Genomic DNA, 13,338 nt, shown 5'->3' on the forward strand with positions numbered 1-13,338 from the left:
TATACAGATAACATAAACATCCTGTAAATGGAGATCGTCATGCCTGATTCCCGCGCACCGCTAAAGCGCGTTTTTAGCAAAACAACACCTTTGGCTTTGGCTATTCACTGCACCTTTGCGCTACCCGTCCTGTTTACCCCGGCCCTGGCGGCGGCGGTAACCCAGGATGCGGTGGCCAGCTATCATATCGCCCCCGGCGATCTGGACAGCGCACTGAATCAGTTTGCCACTGCCTCCGGCATCGCCCTATCGGTGGATGCGTCAGTGACCCAGGGCAAAACCAGCCCGGGTTTGAACGGCAGCTACCCGGTCGATCGCGGGCTTAGCGCCCTGCTTAACGGCAGTGGGCTACAGGCGAAATCGCTGGGGAACAATGCGTTTACGCTTGAGAAACTGCCAGCCGACACCGCCACTGATACGCTGACGGTAGTGGGCGACTGGCTGGCCGATGCGCGGGAAAACGATGTCTTTGAACATGCCGGCGCGCGCGACGTGCTGCGCCGCGAAGACTTTATCAAAACCGGCGCCACCAACGTGCGTGAAGCGCTGAACCGCATTCCCGGCGTGAACGCGCCGGAAAATAACGGCACCGGTAGCCATGACATGGCAATGAACTTTGGCATTCGTGGCCTGAACCCGCGCCTGGCCAGCCGATCTACCGTACTGATGGACGGTATTCCGGTGCCGTTTGCGCCTTACGGCCAGCCACAGCTCTCCCTTGCCCCGGTGTCATTAGGCAATATGGATGCAGTGGACGTGGTGCGCGGCGGCGGCGCGGTACGCTATGGGCCGCAAAGCGTCGGCGGCGTGGTCAATTTTGTCACCCGCGCCATCCCGAAAGATTTTGCGATTGAAGCGGGCATGGAAGGTTTGCTGTCGCCCACCTCCAGCCAGAACGATCCTAAGGGAAGCGGCAACCTGCTAATTGGCGGCACTGCTGACAACGGCCTGGGCGCTGCGCTGCTTTACTCCGGCACGCGCGGCAGCGACTGGCGTGAACACAGCTCGACAAAAATCGATGACGTGATGCTGAAAACCCGCTATGCGCCGAACGAGGTGCACACCTTCAGCAGCTTACTGCAATATTATGAAGGCCGTGCGCAGATGCCGGGCGGCCTGTCACGAGCGGATTACAATGCCGATCGTTTCCAGTCAACCCGCCCTTACGATGAGTTCTGGGGCCGTCGCCAGCTGGCCAGTCTTGGCTATCAGTTCCAGCCTGATACCCAGCACAAGTTCAATATTCTGACTTTCTACACCAACACCTTGCGCAGCGGTTATCTGGATCAGGGCAAAAACCTGACCCTTTCTCCGCGTGAATACTGGGTACGTGGCGTCGAACCGCGCTACAGCCAGAGTTTCACTTGGGGAGAAACCGCTCACGAAGTCGGCGTGGGTTATCGTTATGTGAGTGAGTCTACCCACGAGCTGCGTTACACCAGTAAAGCCAGCAGCGGAAAATTGCCAACCGGCAACAGCCCGTACGATCGTGACACGCAGTCCGGCACCGAAGCGCACGCCTGGTACATTGACGACCGCATTGACGTGGGCAACTGGACGCTCACGCCGGGGATGCGCTACGAGCATATTCAGTCTTATCAGAACAATTTCATCAAGGGTGAAAAGCAGGAAATTGGCTACAATGCCCCGCTGCCCGCGCTTAACGTGCTCTACCATCTGAATGATGAATGGAATCTGTATGCCAATACCGAAGGCTCTTTCGGCACCGTGCAGTACAGCCAGATAGGTAAAGCGGTCAGCAGCGGTAGCGTGGAGCCGGAAAAGGCACGCACCTGGGAGCTGGGTACCCGATTTGATAATCAGGTACTCCAGGCCGAAGCAGGGCTGTTCTTAATCAACTTCAGCAATCAGTATGACTCCAATCAGGTGACCGACAGCGTAACGGCACGCGGAAAAACCCGCCATACCGGGCTGGAGAGCAAGGTACGCTACGATCTTGGAGACTTCTCCCCGTCGCTTGAAAATCTTTCAGTTTCAGCCAGTTATGCTTATGTCAATGCGGTCATCCGTGAACAGGGTAACTACCACGGCAACCAGGTGCCATTTTCACCTAAACATAAGGGGACGGTGGGCATGGATTATCGCACCGGCAGCTGGACCCTTAACCTGAACGGTGAATATCAGTCGGCGCAGTTCGCCGATAACGCCAATACCGTTAAGGAAAGCGCCGATGGCAGTACCGGCCGCATTCCGGGCTTTATGCTGTGGGGCGCACGCGCTAACTACGATTTCGGCCCGCAGTATGCCAACCTGAATATGGCCGTCGGCGTGAAAAACATTTTTGACCATGAGTACTTCACCCGCGCCTACGACGATAACAATAAAGGGATTTATGCCGGTCAGCCGCGCACGGTTTACCTGCAAGGCTCACTGAAGTTCTGATACCCTGACAGACTTGCGGGCTGCCTATGGCGGCCCGCTTTGCTATTTTTTATCACCCGGAGGGATCATGTTGACACGTTTTATCCTCGTCCTGCTTGGCGCTCTGCTGCCGGGGCTGTCCTTTGCACAGGCGGTCACCGTTCAGGACAGTAACGGGAGCTTTACTCTCGAACATCCACCCGCCCGCGTTGTGGTGCTGGAACTCTCCTTTGTCGATGCGCTGGCCGCCGCCGGAGTCAGTCCGACTGGCGTGGCGGACGACAATGACCCGAAGCGCGTTCTGCCCGCCGTACGCGAACGTCTCAAGCCGTGGCAGTCGGTCGGCACCCGCGCTCAGCCCGCTCTGGAAACCATCGCGGCGTTAAAACCGGATCTGATTATTGCCGACAGCGCCCGCCACCAGGGTATTTATCGCCAGCTGTCCAGCATTGCGCCGACTCTGATGCTGAAATCGCGTAATGAAACTTACGCAGAAAACCTGCAATCGGCAGCGATTATCGGCAAAGTACTGGATAAAGATGCAGAAATGCAGCAACGCCTGGCCCTACACCATGAGCGGATGCAGCAATTTGCCAGCCAGCTGCCCAAAGGGATGAAGGTGGTATTTGGCACTTCACGCGAACAGCAGTTCAACCTGCACAGCAGCGAGTCCTACACCGGCAGCGTGCTGACGGCGCTAGGCATGGCGGTTTCTGCCCCTATCAATCAGGCGGCACTCTCCAATATCAGCCTTGAGCAGCTGCTGGCGATCAACCCGGACTGGCTGATTGTGGCCCACTATCGGCAGCAAAGCATCGTACGCGACTGGCAGCAGGACCCGCTGTGGCAGATGCTGACGGCGGCGCAGAAAAATCAGGTTGCTGCGGTTGACAGTAATAGCTGGGCACGTATGCGCGGGATCTTCGCCGCCGAGCAAATTGCCGCCGATCTGGTGGCCATTGTTCATCACCGGCCTCTGACGCCCGCAGAATGATGTCCGGCCGACCGCTTATCGCCTGGATGCTGCCGCTTGCCCTGCTGGCCGGGGTATTCTGGCTGTCGCTGTTCAGCTGGTCGCAGGTGCCGATCGCGCCCTGGCAGGCACTATCGGCCATGCTGCCGGGCAAAGTCAGCGATCTGCCGCAGGCGCTGGTGCTTAATTTACGCCTGCCGCGCAGCCTGGTAGCGATGCTGCTGGGTGCCAGCCTGGCAGTATCCGGCTGTCTGCTGCAAACGCTGACCCGCAACCCGCTGGCCTCCCCGTCTCTGCTGGGGATTAACGCCGGAGCGTCACTGGCGATGGTGGTCGCCAGCGCTTTCGACCCGACATGGGTGGCCGGATACAGCATCGCCCTGCTGGCAGCGCTGGGCGGCGGCCTGAGCTGGGGCGTGGTGATGCTGCTCGGCAGGGGTTGGGACGCCTGCGATCGCAGCCGTCTGATCCTCGGCGGAGTGGCGGTATCCGCACTGTGCGCGGCGCTGACCCGCGCCATCCTGCTGCTGGCGGAAGATCACGCCTGGGGCATACTCCACTGGCTGGCCGGGGGTGTCTCACATGTACGCTGGCGTGAATTCTGGCAGCTGCTGCCCTTCAGCGCCCTACTGCTGCCGCTGGCCTGGCTATTCGCCAGCCGTCTTAACCTGCTCCAGCTGAGCGACGACAGCGCCCGCACCCTCGGCATTCCTCTCCGGCAGCTCCGTCTGCTGGTCAATCTGGTGGTGGTTCTGCTGGTGGGCAGCTGCGTGAGCGTGGCCGGGCCGGTGGCCTTTCTTGGCCTGTTGGTGCCGCATATGGCTCGTGCCTGGATCGGCTGCGACCTGCGCCTCATGCTGCCGATCGCCATGCTGTTTGGTGCTCTGCTGATGCTGCTGGCCGACCTGTTGGCGCGTGCAATGGCCTTTCCAGCCGAACTGCCCGCCGGCGCGGTATTGGCGCTGATCGGTGCGCCCTGCTTTATCTGGCTGGTCAGGAGGCGTACGTGAAGAAACCCGCCTTAACGCTGATCGTCCTGCTGGCGCTGGTGACGATAGTGATGCTGCTTTCCGTGCGCTACGGCAGTGAAACGCTGAGCTTCGCCGATCTGCGGCGGGCGCTACGGCCTGGCGACAGTCACTATTTCGCTCTGGTGGAGTACCGCCTGCCGCGCATCCTGCTGGCGCTGTTGGTGGGGGCCGCGCTGGCGCTCTCCGGGGTACTGGTACAGGGAGTGGTGCGTAATCCGCTGGCTTCACCGGAAATCCTCGGCGTTAATCATGCCGCCGGGCTGATGTCGATCGGTGCGCTGATGCTGTTTCCTGCCCTGCCGGTCATATGGCTACCGCTGCTGGCCTTTATCGGCGCAATGCTGGCCTTTGCCCTGCTGCGGCTGGCGGCGGGCAACAGCTCACCTCTGCGCCTGGCCCTACTCGGCGTGGCCTTAACCGCGTTATATGCCAGCGTTACCGATTATTTAATGTTGTCACATCCGCTGGAGATCAATCAGGCGCTGATGTGGCTCACCGGCAGCCTGTGGGGGCGGGGCTGGACCTTTGTCTGGGTCGCTCTCCCGTGGCTGTTACTGCTGTTACCGCTGGGTATGTTGCTCTGCCGCCAGCTGGATCTGCTGGTGCTGGGAGAAGAGCAGGCCGCCACTCTCGGCGTCAACGTGCGTCGGGGCCAGCGGCTTACCCTGCTGCTGGCGCTGGCGCTGGCGGCTGGCAGCGTCGCGGTCTGCGGGCCGTTGAGCTTTATCGGCCTGCTGGCACCGCATCTTACCCGCCGCCTGGTGGGCGGCCGTCACCACTGGCTGATCCCCGGCGCAATGCTGGTGGGTGCCCTGCTGCTGCTGCTGGCCGACCTACTGGCGCGTACCCTGCACCCTCCGCTGGAACTGCCTGCCGGGATCCTGACGGCCTGTATCGGTGCGCCCTACTTTTTCTGGCTTTTAATGAGAACCCGCTGATGATGCCACTGACCCTGAAAGCGTTGAGTGCCGGATATGCCAATAAGCCCGTTCTGCACTCCCTTTCGCTTCCGCTGCCCGCAGGGCGTATCACCGCACTGCTTGGCCCCAACGGCTGCGGTAAATCGACGCTGCTGCGCTGCTGCGCCCGACTGCTCACTCCGCATCGCGGGCAGGTTTTGCTGGGAGAGGAGAATTTGGCCTCTCTGTCAGCCCGTCAGCTGGGACAGCGCCTGGCGCTGCTGCCACAGCAGCATATGTCTCCCGAAGGCGTCAGTGTGCAGGAGCTGGTCGGCTATGGCCGCAGCCCGTGGCTGAATCTGTTTGGCCGTATGGGTATACGGGATCGCCAGCTGGTTCAGGCCGCGATGGAAGAGACGCAGATCGCTCAACTGGCCTCGCGACGGGTATGCGAACTCTCCGGCGGTCAGCGCCAGCGGGCCTTTCTTGCCATGACGCTGGCGCAGGACACGCCGCTGCTGCTGCTTGACGAGCCCACCACCTGGCTGGACATCAATCATCAAATCGAACTCATGGCCTTGCTGCGCGCGCGGCAGCGGCAGGGAAAAACCGTGGTCGCGGTGTTACACGATCTTAATCAGGCCAGCCGTTACTGTGACCATCTGGTTCTGATGTCCGCAGGTCGCGTGGTGGCCAGCGGCACGCCTGAACAGGTGATGACCCCCGCGCTGCTGCAACAGGTTTTCTCAATCAGGGCAGAGATCCATCCGGACCCGGTATCAGGACGCCCGATGTGTGTGGTGCTGTAAGAGTGATGCCGCCCCGCTATCGACTGGATCACGCTGCGTTTCTCTGTGGAATGATAAACGCTGGCTATACTGATCATGATTGAATTTGCCAGGACAGGATGATTTCGCAATGCTGTCTTAGCCAGCGACATTAAGTAAAATCTCAAACCAGAGAAGGGAATAAAGTATGAAGCGTTTTATGATGGCGGCATCTGTCACTATGTTGGGTTTCTGCTGTGCCGCGAATGCAGCCGTACCTGATAATGCAGCGGTGTATTCGACAGAAAAATCTAAAGGATCAATGTCAATTGGCGGCAAAGATGCCTATACAAAATCCTTTGAAGTGGTGGTTGCCAACCTGTCTGATAAAGACGTCGATTTATCAACACTCTGTCTGAAAGCGGTTGCCCCGGATCACCAGGAGTTTAAGCTGGATACGGTTGACGAAAAACTGACCAAAGGCATGGTAAAAAAAGGGCAGCAGGTCAAAGGCGTGGCGGTATTCGCTTCAGATAATGCGGCCGTTCAGCAGACTGCGCTGATTAAATTGACGGACGACTGTAAATAACAGATTTAGCCAGCATCCTGTTATGCTTTTGATGGTCAGGGAAGCTAATCTCATTTGGCTATTCCTGACCCCATCACCTCTTATCAGATACCCGCCACACCGAACCTCCTGCCAATATGCGTTAAGATAAATCTCACTCCTGTACGGCCACAAACTTGCGTATATAGCGATCTGTTGCTAATTTTTTTAATGGACATTTCTTGTCTTACAGGGAGTAACAGCTGCGAGTGAAATCATCGTTCTGGCGGCCAAAAAGTCTGTTTTATGCCTGCCAATGACAGATATTGCGTTAACAGCTCGCAAATCGGTAACGTTTCATCTTTGTTAAAAAATGCACTCGGGGAAAATACATGTTTACAGATCTTCAGGGAAAAGTCGCAGCGGTAACAGGTTCATCCAGAGGAATTGGTGCTGCACTTGTGACTCGCTTAGTTGAAGAAGGTATGAATGTCGTCATTAATTACCATTCCAACAAAGAAGAAGCGCAGGAATTAGCCGATAAGCTGAACGGCCTGAAATCAGGCAAAGCCATCATATTTGGTGGTGATATCAGTGATGAAAACATTGCTCATAACTTCGTTCATGCGGCGATAGATCATTTCGGCAAGCTGGATTTGCTGATTAATAATGCCGGAATTGAAATTCAAAGCCCGGCGCACAAAATAACCCTGGATGACTGGCGTAAGGTGATTGACGTCAATCTTACCAGCTATTTCCTCACTGCCCGCTCCGCGCTGAATTACTTTTTAGAAAATGACATCAAGGGCAATATTATTAACGTCTCGTCTGTACACGAGATTATTCCCTGGCCGACTTTCGTCAGCTATGCCGCCAGCAAAGGCGGTGTCCACATGCTGACTCAGTCTCTGGCCCTGGAATATGCTGAAAAAGGCATTCGGGTTAATGCGATTGGCCCGGGCGCAATCAACACCCCGATGAACCAGGAAAAAATGGGCGATGAGGCGCTGCGTCTGGAGTTAGAAGAGCTGATCCCGATGAAGTATGTCGCTGAACCAGAGATTGTAGCCAATGTTGCTGCATGGCTGGCCTCCGATCAATCAGCCTATATCACCGGGCAAACCATTTTTGTTGATGGCGGAATGACGCTGTATCCCTCATTCCAGGGTGGAAAAGGTTAATCTCTGACTGAAGTGGCCTGCAATTGGCCACTTCACTTCTTTAGCCGACCGGGCATCTGTCGCCGATGACGAACATCACCACTCACAGATCGTTCAGGCAATCAGTGACGGTTGAAGTCACCTCGCGGATGCGCGACTCGCTGCGACGGTAATAGGTCCATTTACCCACTTTATTCGCTTCCAGCAACCCCGCTTCATAAAGCACCTTGAGACAAAGTGAGGTTGCAGGCTGGGATAAGCCAGCCTTGTCCTGAATCAGGCTGGCACACACACCGTAGCGCTCAAAATCATACAGCTGACTGTAACCGGCAAAGGATTCTGCCGGGTCTTTAAGCCACTTCAGTACCGCCATCCTTGTTGGATTAGCCAGTATTTTTATGGCGCTTTCTGGTGACATGCCGCCTCACAAACGTCAGGAACGATAAACCGGATAGTCAGTATACCCTTTCGCCGTTCCCCCATACAGTGACGAGCCATCAACAGCATTGAGCGGTAATCCCTGCTGCAACCGGGTTGGCAGATCCGGATTGGCGATAAACGTTCTGCCAAAGCCAAACAGGTCTCCCCATCCCTTGAGAAAGACATGTTCCGCTTTTTCACGGGTATAGCGGCCGGAATACATAATCGGTGCACTGAATGTGGCGCGCAGCTCGCGGCGGAAACTGTCGGGCAGATCGGGGCTGTTATCCCAGTCAGCTTCTGCAATAGACAGATAGCCGATTGCCATCTCATCCAGCATTTGCGCCGCCGCGATGTAGGTCGCATGGGGATCTTCTTCGACCAGGCCGAGATATACCCGCTCTTCATCGGTGCTGGTAAACAGCGGAGCAAAACGCACCCCAACTCGCTGGCTGCCGAAAACGTCGCTGACCGCTGCGACAATTTCACCCAGAAAGCGCAGTCGATTCTCCAGCGAGCCGCCGTACTCATCGCTGCGGAAATTAGTATGTTGAGAAATAAACTGGTTGATCAGGTAGCCATTTGCAGCGTGCAGCTCCACGCCATCAAAACCCGCTTCTTGCGCATTGACGGCGGCCTGGCGGTAAAGCCCGACGATCTCTTTCACTTCTGCCGTGGTCAGCGCTCGCGGGGTTTCCGGGGCGGTAAGGATACCTTCACCCGGTGCGGTCTCGATAAAGACCCGCACGCCGGTTGCCGCTACCGCAGAGGGTGCGACCGGCGGCTGTTTCTCCGGCTGTAATTCACTGTGTGAGACCCGGCCAACGTGCCACAGCTGGCAAAATATCACGCCGCCCTCCTGATGCACCGCATCGGTCACTTTTTTCCAGCCGGAGATCTGATCCTCATTGTGGATGCCCGGTGTCCAGGCATAACCCTGACCACGGGGTTCAATTTGCGTCCCTTCGGTAATCATAAATCCTGCACCGGTACGCTGGCGATAATATTCGACCATCATGTCACCCGGAATATTGCCAGGCTGTTCACTGCGGCAGCGCGTGAGTGGAGGAAGAGCAACCCGGTTACGTAGGGCCAGATCGCCAATGTTCAGGGGGCTAAAAAGCGTATTGTGTTTCATAAAAATGACTTCGCGTAGGGTTCAAATGTGGCCCTTATTATATTTATAAATTTAAATGTGTAAATATGATTTTATGCCAGCGATGCTTTCCTGGCATGCATTCACAGGATAGTCAGAGAGGCGGGCGGGAGGTTCTGTGGTTGAGATTCTCTGTTAAATCCGGGTGTTAAGACCGGTTTCTGCCAACGGAGAAACGGCCCGGTCACAGGCGATCTCTCCGCTGACAAGCGCTACGTTTAACGGTTAGCTGAAGGCTTTCAACAGGGTATTTGCTGCCAGTTTGCCCAGCGCATTGGCGGCAAAAGGACTGTCTCCGGTTAACACGTTGCGGTCCTGATGGACAGCACCGGATATATCATTATTGACCAGGGTAAGGCCCATCTCCTTCAGCTGCTCACCGAAGAACCAGGTCAGATGACCGGGCATGTAGCCGATATCTGGCGTCTGCTTATCAGCGCTGTCAGGGAAGGCGCACACGGAATAGCCTTTTAACGGGTTTTCGCCCTTGCTGACGGACAGGAAGGCGGCGGGCCCATGACAGAGTGAAATAAGGTATTTGTCCTGATCCAGGGTCCAGCGGATCGCGGCGGCCACATCTTCACTTTCCGGCAGGCCGATTAACGCACCATGTCCACCCGGAATAAATACGCCGGCATATTCACTGTCCGGGCCGAGATTTTTCACCACGTCAGAGAGTTTGAGCGGCTGACGGAAACTCGCCAGGTAGTCGTCAAATAGTCCGGTTATCGCTTTGTCATCAACCGGCATCGCCCAGTGTTCAAATTTAACCATTTCGCCGGAAAGCGTGGCGACATCAAACTTAAATCCGGCTTGATGCAGATGATACATAGGCAGCAAGGTTTCCACCGGATGATTACCGGTTGAGAATAGCTTGTCGCCGCTGACCGGGAGATAGCGCTCATCTGCGGCTATCACCAGAATCTTTTTATTACCACGGTAAGGGTTCGGATAATCAGCCCCTGACAGGTCAGATACGCGGCTGGTGAACTGATCCAGCGAATAAAGTGAGGGGAAGAAAGCATTATGCTCTGCGGCATCGGGCTGTGGTTTTTTACTTAACTCAGTGCTCATGAAATGCTCCTTGGCATAAATATCCAGAACATAAAGCGTAACTGATAAAGTCATATTTAGCGAAAAACCTCATACATCCGCTGGGGGTAATGTCAACCTACCTAAAATGTCATGCCGGGGGAAAAGGGGAACTTAATGCGTAAAACAGCCCCTTTTTCACGCTGACGGTTACAGCGATGATAGAGATCGTTTTTACTTTTTACTCAGGGCCGTATTCATGATCAAAATGATTGCCGTCGATATGGATGGCACTTTCCTCGACGATAATAAGCACTACAACAAGGCACGGTTTTTAGCGCTTTATCAACAGCTAAGAGAACGTGATATCAAATTTGTGGTCGCAAGCGGCAATCAGTATTACCAGCTAATCAGCTTTTTTCCTGAAATAAGCGGAGAAATTGCCTTTGTTGCCGAAAATGGGGCAAACATCGTCGATAGTGGCAACACGCTGTTTTGTGCCGGGCTAAGCGACGCACACCTGGCCCAGGTACTGACGGTTCTGCACCGCATTCCCTATATTCATGCAGTGGTCTGCGGCCCGCGTAGCGCTTATATGCTTAACGATACCCCGGATGCGCTGCTGACACTAATGTCGAAACACTATCGCCGACTGGAACTGCACCAGAATTTCGAGCGCTTAGATGACACTATCTTTAAATTCTCCCTGAATCTGGCCGATGAAAAGATCCCCGAACTGATGGAACATATTGGTCATACGCTGGATGGCATCGTGACGCCGGTTTCCAGTGGATCTGGCTTTGTTGATTTGATTATCCCCGGTATGCACAAAGCGCACGGCCTGTCGCTGTTACAGAAGCAATGGCAGATTGCCGACCATGAGGTGGTGGCAACAGGCGACAGCGGCAACGATATCGAAATGCTGGCACACGCAGGCTATGGATTTGCCATGGCCAATGCGCACCCGGCCGTCAAGCAGGTGGCACGCTATCACACCGAAAGTAATAACCACGAAGGGGCGCTCAATGTGATCGAGCGGGTGCTGACACAAAGCGCCCCTTTTAACCTTTAGACATCAAGCTGGAGGCGGTCGAGCGATTCCTGCTGGCATTGCTGGTACAGGCTGAACTCATCGGTCACCGGCGCACCCAGCGCCTGTTCGAACGCGGCCTGGCTGGCATGACCGCTGCCGGCGTTATGGCGGTCATCACCAAGGTTAGACTGAAAAATCCCGGCGGCGCTGACCGGGAGAAAATCCTCATAGATAACAGGCTCTGCCACTACCGCCCCACTGGCAATCAGACTTTCCAAATCCTGTTCCGGCGCGGCGGCCACCAGGGGATTGCGCCGGTAGCGATACCAGGCGAGCTGCTGACGGCGCAGTTCGTCGGCATCATCAGGGAAGTCGGCAAATATCGTGCGCAGATGCTGCTGATAGCTGGCGTTGTCGGCAAACTTTCGCTGCGATGCTTTGTGCAGCAGGCGATCGTACAGCTCACGCCCTTTGCGTGTCAGTGCCACGCCGCGCTGTTCAATTTCACCGAAACGGGCGCTGTGCATGCCCTGAAGCTGGTCAGTAAAATCGATCGCTTCGCTCAGCGCCTTAAAGCTGGTCTGGCGCAGCAAAATCGGGCAGCGGCGTGCGGGCGGCCCTTCAATCGTCTCTTTTGGCGTGATGCCATGCTCGGGCATCAGCTGCTGCACGCGGTCAATATCCAGCGTGCGCGGCGTCAGATGATTAATATGCGGCCCACGGAAGCAGACCACGTCGGCAATCAGACGATGCTGTGCCAGCAGCGCGTTATACGTCTTGAGATCGACTGAAGCCTGCCGGTGCCAGCGGAAGGTTTCCAGCGCCTGGCGCACGAAATCATCGGCTTCCTCCTCCTTCAACCCTCCCTGCTGGTGCCAAAGCGCCAGCAGTTCACGCAGACGGCGGGTGAAAATATCACGTTGCGCCAATATCTCGCTGGCCCGCTGGCGCAGAGCGGCATCGTCTATTAACTCCAGGCGCAACAATGAGGTAAATACGCGGAACGGATTGATTTGCAAAGCCCGCTCCGTCACCGGGCGAAAAGCGGTGGAGTGTACCGGCACACCGGCTGCCGACAGATCGTAATAGCCCACGGGAAACATCCCCATCACCGCGAACAGCTGGCGTAACGTGGCCAGCTCCTGTGCAGTCCCCACGCGGATAGCGCCATGGCGTTCAACGCTCAGGCGATTGACCTGCTGCGACCGGTTATCTGCCGCAGGCTGCCCGGCGCTTCCCTGCAATTCCTGCTCATTGACCGTGCGCACCAGCCGTAACAAGGTGCCATATTGAGGAACTTCTGCCTGATACATCGTCGACATCGCTTGCGAAAAGCGGTCGCGAATACGATCCGCGCTGATAAAGCCGTCACTCATTGCTGCTCTCCTGAAAATTGCTGTCAACCTGGCCACAGGCAGAATAGCCACGCGCGTCGCGGCTAAGTGTTAGTTTCGTCACAGATTGTAGAGAGAGGTGCGGGATCTCATTGCAGGCCTCAGGTTTGGCAAGACAAAGAAATAAACCAATACCACAGTATCGGCAAGAAAAAAGGCGAAGTGGTAGCTTCGCCTTCGTTCAGAGTCCCAGCATCCTTAGTGGTTGCGGGTTAGTTGCCGTAAGGCAACGATAATGTGCAGGCAAGCGAGAAAGATATTCAGCGCCAGCAGAACAGCTTCTGCGATTATCACTCGGCACGCTCCGTGTGAGCGAGTATGCACAGCGCTGCAAGTGCCTTTCCATTTCCCCTTGCGACGATGCACCGACTGCTGGAAGGTGCTTGTGCCACTCTTCAGGTGGAGGCAAACCGGACAGCACCACCTGTTTCCCGCCGGGAGTGAAACCTGCCCTTGCCCACCTGAAGAATGACGCCCCGTTCCAACAACGCACAATTATAATACCTTTCGTGATAATTCATTACCGGTCTTATCTTGACCCTGC

General features: G+C 56.0%; 12 protein-coding genes. 8 read left to right on the forward strand and 4 right to left on the reverse strand.

Annotated features, from left to right (window positions below):
- The first annotated feature begins 39 nt into the window (after nt 1–39).
- From fecA to EPIR_RS15635, 7 genes are all read left to right on the forward strand, one after another.
- Nucleotides 40–2,403 carry a TonB-dependent Fe(3+) dicitrate receptor FecA gene (gene fecA, locus EPIR_RS15605; RefSeq protein ID WP_023656449.1) on the forward strand — a complete coding sequence of 788 codons (2,364 nt, stop codon included), beginning with the start codon at nt 40–42 and terminating at the stop codon, nt 2,401–2,403.
- 67 nt (nt 2,404–2,470) lie between these two features.
- Entirely contained in the window at nt 2,471–3,376 is a 906-nt protein-coding gene (locus EPIR_RS15610) for a Fe(3+) dicitrate ABC transporter substrate-binding protein FecB (RefSeq protein WP_023656450.1), read from the forward strand.
- Nucleotides 3,376–4,365, forward strand: a complete 990-nt coding sequence (gene fecC / locus EPIR_RS15615) for an iron-dicitrate ABC transporter permease FecC (protein ID WP_048697868.1) — start codon at nt 3,376–3,378, stop codon at nt 4,363–4,365. Before EPIR_RS15610 ends, fecC begins: the two co-directional genes overlap by 1 nt.
- Nucleotides 4,362–5,324, forward strand: a complete 963-nt coding sequence (gene fecD / locus EPIR_RS15620) for a Fe(3+) dicitrate ABC transporter permease subunit FecD (RefSeq protein ID WP_023656452.1) — start codon at nt 4,362–4,364, stop codon at nt 5,322–5,324. The genes fecC and fecD overlap by 4 nt, the downstream gene beginning before the upstream one ends.
- Nucleotides 5,325–5,326: 2 nt before the next feature.
- On the forward strand, nt 5,327–6,094 hold the full coding sequence (gene fecE / locus EPIR_RS15625) for a Fe(3+) dicitrate ABC transporter ATP-binding protein FecE (protein WP_048697919.1): 768 nt from the start codon (nt 5,327–5,329) through the stop codon (nt 6,092–6,094).
- A 166-nt stretch (nt 6,095–6,260) separates the two neighbouring features.
- Complete coding sequence (locus EPIR_RS15630) at nt 6,261–6,641, forward strand: DUF4354 family protein (RefSeq protein ID WP_023656454.1); 381 nt, start codon at nt 6,261–6,263, stop codon at nt 6,639–6,641.
- Between the two features lie 350 nt (nt 6,642–6,991).
- Nucleotides 6,992–7,780, forward strand: coding sequence for a glucose 1-dehydrogenase (locus EPIR_RS15635; RefSeq protein ID WP_023656455.1), 789 nt, complete (start codon nt 6,992–6,994; stop codon nt 7,778–7,780).
- Between the two features lie 82 nt (nt 7,781–7,862).
- Here EPIR_RS15635 and EPIR_RS15640 read toward each other — a convergent pair whose 3' ends face one another.
- From EPIR_RS15640 to hchA, 3 genes are all read right to left on the reverse strand, one after another.
- Complete coding sequence (locus EPIR_RS15640) at nt 7,863–8,177, reverse strand: ArsR/SmtB family transcription factor (protein ID WP_023656456.1); 315 nt, start codon at nt 8,175–8,177, stop codon at nt 7,863–7,865.
- Between the two features lie 15 nt (nt 8,178–8,192).
- Entirely contained in the window at nt 8,193–9,317 is a 1,125-nt protein-coding gene (locus EPIR_RS15645) for an alkene reductase (protein ID WP_023656457.1), read from the reverse strand.
- A gap of 243 nt (nt 9,318–9,560) precedes the next feature.
- Nucleotides 9,561–10,409 (reverse strand): glyoxalase III HchA, encoded by an 849-nt coding sequence (gene hchA, locus EPIR_RS15650; RefSeq protein ID WP_023656458.1) that lies wholly within the window; start codon nt 10,407–10,409, stop codon nt 9,561–9,563.
- A gap of 217 nt (nt 10,410–10,626) precedes the next feature.
- Here hchA and EPIR_RS15655 point away from each other — a divergent pair, with 217 nt between their 5' ends.
- Nucleotides 10,627–11,439 carry a Cof-type HAD-IIB family hydrolase gene (locus EPIR_RS15655; protein ID WP_023656459.1) on the forward strand — a complete coding sequence of 271 codons (813 nt, stop codon included), beginning with the start codon at nt 10,627–10,629 and terminating at the stop codon, nt 11,437–11,439.
- Here EPIR_RS15655 and hglS read toward each other — a convergent pair.
- Nucleotides 11,436–12,776: a 2-oxoadipate dioxygenase/decarboxylase HglS gene (gene hglS / locus EPIR_RS15660; RefSeq protein WP_023656460.1), complete on the reverse strand. Its 1,341-nt coding sequence runs from the start codon at nt 12,774–12,776 to the stop codon at nt 11,436–11,438. The two genes, EPIR_RS15655 and hglS, sit on opposite strands and share 4 nt — an antisense overlap.
- Nucleotides 12,777–13,338 lie beyond the last annotated feature (562 nt).

It is taken from the genome of Erwinia piriflorinigrans CFBP 5888 (assembly GCF_001050515.1).
GTDB classification, from domain to species: Bacteria; Pseudomonadota; Gammaproteobacteria; order Enterobacterales; family Enterobacteriaceae; genus Erwinia; species Erwinia piriflorinigrans.

Excerpts from the sequence above, each read along its gene's own strand:
- fecA (WP_023656449.1), top strand. The coding sequence starts at position 40 with ATGCCTGATTCCCGCGCACCGCTAAAGCGCGTTTTTAGCAAAACAACA.
- EPIR_RS15610 (WP_023656450.1), top strand. The coding sequence starts at position 2,471 with ATGTTGACACGTTTTATCCTCGTCCTGCTTGGCGCTCTGCTGCCGGGG.
- fecC (WP_048697868.1), top strand. The coding sequence starts at position 3,376 with ATGTCCGGCCGACCGCTTATCGCCTGGATGCTGCCGCTTGCCCTGCTG.
- fecE (WP_048697919.1), top strand. The coding sequence starts at position 5,327 with ATGCCACTGACCCTGAAAGCGTTGAGTGCCGGATATGCCAATAAGCCC.
- EPIR_RS15630 (WP_023656454.1), top strand. The coding sequence starts at position 6,261 with ATGAAGCGTTTTATGATGGCGGCATCTGTCACTATGTTGGGTTTCTGC.
- EPIR_RS15635 (WP_023656455.1), top strand. The coding sequence starts at position 6,992 with ATGTTTACAGATCTTCAGGGAAAAGTCGCAGCGGTAACAGGTTCATCC.
- EPIR_RS15640 (WP_023656456.1), bottom strand. The coding sequence starts at position 8,177 with ATGTCACCAGAAAGCGCCATAAAAATACTGGCTAATCCAACAAGGATG.
- EPIR_RS15645 (WP_023656457.1), bottom strand. The coding sequence starts at position 9,317 with ATGAAACACAATACGCTTTTTAGCCCCCTGAACATTGGCGATCTGGCC.
- hchA (WP_023656458.1), bottom strand. The coding sequence starts at position 10,409 with ATGAGCACTGAGTTAAGTAAAAAACCACAGCCCGATGCCGCAGAGCAT.
- EPIR_RS15655 (WP_023656459.1), top strand. The coding sequence starts at position 10,627 with ATGATCAAAATGATTGCCGTCGATATGGATGGCACTTTCCTCGACGAT.
- hglS (WP_023656460.1), bottom strand. The coding sequence starts at position 12,776 with ATGAGTGACGGCTTTATCAGCGCGGATCGTATTCGCGACCGCTTTTCG.